The 2,691-nt window shown below is 74.0% G+C and carries 2 protein-coding genes; both read left to right on the top strand.

What is annotated here, in order from left to right:
• On the top strand, positions 1-1,933 hold a 1,933-nt coding region (locus ADL22_RS13275; protein WP_066977662.1), incomplete at its 5' end, for an acetoacetate--CoA ligase.
• Between the two features lie 116 nt (positions 1,934-2,049).
• Positions 2,050-2,691, top strand: a 642-nt coding sequence (locus tag ADL22_RS36655; protein ID WP_066977665.1) for a hypothetical protein, incomplete at its 3' end; no start/stop codon positions are given.

Below are 2,691 nucleotides of genomic sequence, written 5' to 3' on the forward strand. Positions count from 1 at the left end.
CTTCCACACCTGGGCCGCCACCCACCACGGCGCCCCCGCCCCCCTCCCCGGCGACCCCGCCGCGAGCTACGCCGCCCTGCACCGCTGGTCCACCGACCAGCTCCCCGCCTTCTGGCAGGCCGTCGCCGAATGGTTCGACGTCCGCTTCACCACCCCGTACGAGACCGTCCTCGCCGACCCCGCCATGCCCGGCGCCCGATGGTTCCCCGGCGCCACCCTCAACTACGCCGAACACGCCCTGCGCGCCGCCGAGGACCCCGCCCGCGCCGCCACCCCCGCCCTGCTCGCCGTCGACGAGCGCCAGCAGCCCACCCCCGTCACCTGGGCCGAACTCCGCGCCCAGACCGCCTCCCTGGCCGCCGCCCTCCGCCGCCTCGGCGTCCGCCCCGGCGACCGCGTCAGCGGCTACCTCCCCAACATCCCCCAGGCCGTGACCGCCCTCCTCGCCACCGCCGCGGTCGGCGCGGTCTGGACCTCCTGCGCCCCCGACTTCGGCGCCCGCAGCGTCCTGGACCGCTTCCAGCAGGTCGAACCGGTCGTCCTGTTCACCGTCGACGGCTACCGCTACGCCGGCAAGGAGCACGACCGCCGCGACACCGTCGCCGAACTCCGCGCCGAACTCCCCACCCTGCGCGCCGTCGTCCACATCCCCCTGCTCGGCACCCCCGCCCCCGAAGGCGCCCTGAACTGGTCCGACCTGATCGCCGACGACACCGAACCGGTCTACGAACAGGTCCCGTTCGACCACCCGCTGTGGGTCCTGTACTCCTCCGGCACCACCGGCCTCCCCAAGGCCCTCGTCCAGTCCCAGGGCGGCATCCTCCTCGAACACCTCAAGCAGACCGGCCTGCACTGCGACCTCGGCCCCGGCGACCGCTTCTTCTGGTACACCTCCACGGGCTGGATGATGTGGAACTTCCTCGTCGGCGGCCTCCTCGCCGGCGCCACGATCGTCCTCTACGACGGCAGCCCCGCCCACCCCGCCACCGACGCCCAGTGGCAGATCGCCGCCGCCACCCGCACCACCGTCTTCGGCACCTCCGCCGCCTACGTCATGGCCTGCCGCAAGGCCGGCCTGCACCCCGCGCGCGACCTCGACCTGTCCACCGTCACCTGTGTCGCCACCACCGGCTCCCCGCTCCCGCCGGACGGCTTCCGCTGGCTCCACGACACCTTCGCCGAGGCGGGCACCGACCTGTGGACCGCCTCCGTCAGCGGCGGCACCGACGTGTGCAGCTGCTTCGCCGGCGCCGTCCCCACCCTCCCCGTCCACATCGGCGAACTCCAGGCCCCCTGCCTGGGCACCGACCTCCAGGCATGGGACCCGTACGGCAAGCCCGTCACCGACGAGGTCGGCGAACTCGTCGTCACCAAGCCCATGCCGTCCATGCCCACCCGCTTCTGGAACGACCCGGACGGCACCCGCTACCACGACAGCTACTTCGCCATGTACCCCGGCGTCTGGCGGCACGGCGACTGGATCACCCTCACCTCCCGCGGCAGCGTCATCATCCACGGCCGCTCCGACTCCACCCTCAACCGCCAGGGCGTCCGGATGGGCTCCGCCGACATCTACGAGGCCGTCGAACGCCTCCCCGAGATCCGCGAATCCCTCGTCATCGGCCTCGAACTCCCCGACGGCGGCTACTGGATGCCCCTCTTCGTCCACCTCGCCCCCGGCGCCACCCTGGACGACGCGCTGCGCGACCGCATCAAGCGCACCCTGCGCGAACAGCTCTCCCCCCGCCACGTCCCCGACGAGATCATCGAAGCCCCCGGCGTCCCGCACACCCTCACCGGCAAGCGCATCGAGGTCCCCGTCAAACGCCTCCTGGCCGGCACCCCCCTCGAAAAGGCCGTCAACCCCGGCTCCGTCGACAACCTCGAACTCCTCCGCTTCTACGAGCGCCTGGCCGCCGACCGCGCCACCTGACGCCCCCTCCGCCCGGCGCCGGCGGCTCCCCGCCCCGGCGCCGGCCGCCACTGTCAGACCCCCCGATTACTCTCGGTGACGAACGAACTGCCGATCGCACCCACCGAGGGGGAGCCATGACACCCCCCACCCGCCCCGCCCACCCGCTCCGCCGCGACGTCCCCAGCACCGCCGCCGTCCTCGCCGACGCCCAGGACTTCGCCGCCATGCGCCGCTACCGCACCTTCCCCTACGACGACCACCGCGGCTACCTCCAACAGCTCGAACGCCTCCTGCGCACCCTCGCCGCCCAGGGCGTCCACACCACCCTCTGCCTCTTCGACCCCGCCGCCTACGCCCGCTACTGCGCCGACCACGCCCTCGACGCCGACGACCCCGGCAGCCGCGCCCGCTACACCGCCGCCCTCGCCTGCACCGGCGCCACCATCCCGTACGACGGCACCCCCCTCACCCCCCTCCTCCCGCTCCTCACCGAGGAAGCCGCCCGCCGCGCCTCCTGGGACCGCGCCACCGCCCTCCTCGCCCGCGCCGGCCGCTGCCCCACCTGCGGCGAAGACCTCGCCCACGCCGCCTTCACCCGCGCCACCACCGCCCTCCAGCAGCTCCTGACCGCCCTCGGCGAAGGCACCCATCACCTCGTCTGCACCCTCCCCGACCCCGGCGGCCCGCTCCGCGCCTACCTCCACACCACCACCCCCGCCCACGGCCCGCCCCGCCTCGGCGAAACGGACACCCTGAGCTTCTGCACGGTCCTGGCC

Source organism: Streptomyces sp. NRRL F-4489 (assembly GCF_001509485.1).
Lineage (GTDB): Bacteria > Actinomycetota > Actinomycetes > Streptomycetales > Streptomycetaceae > Streptomyces.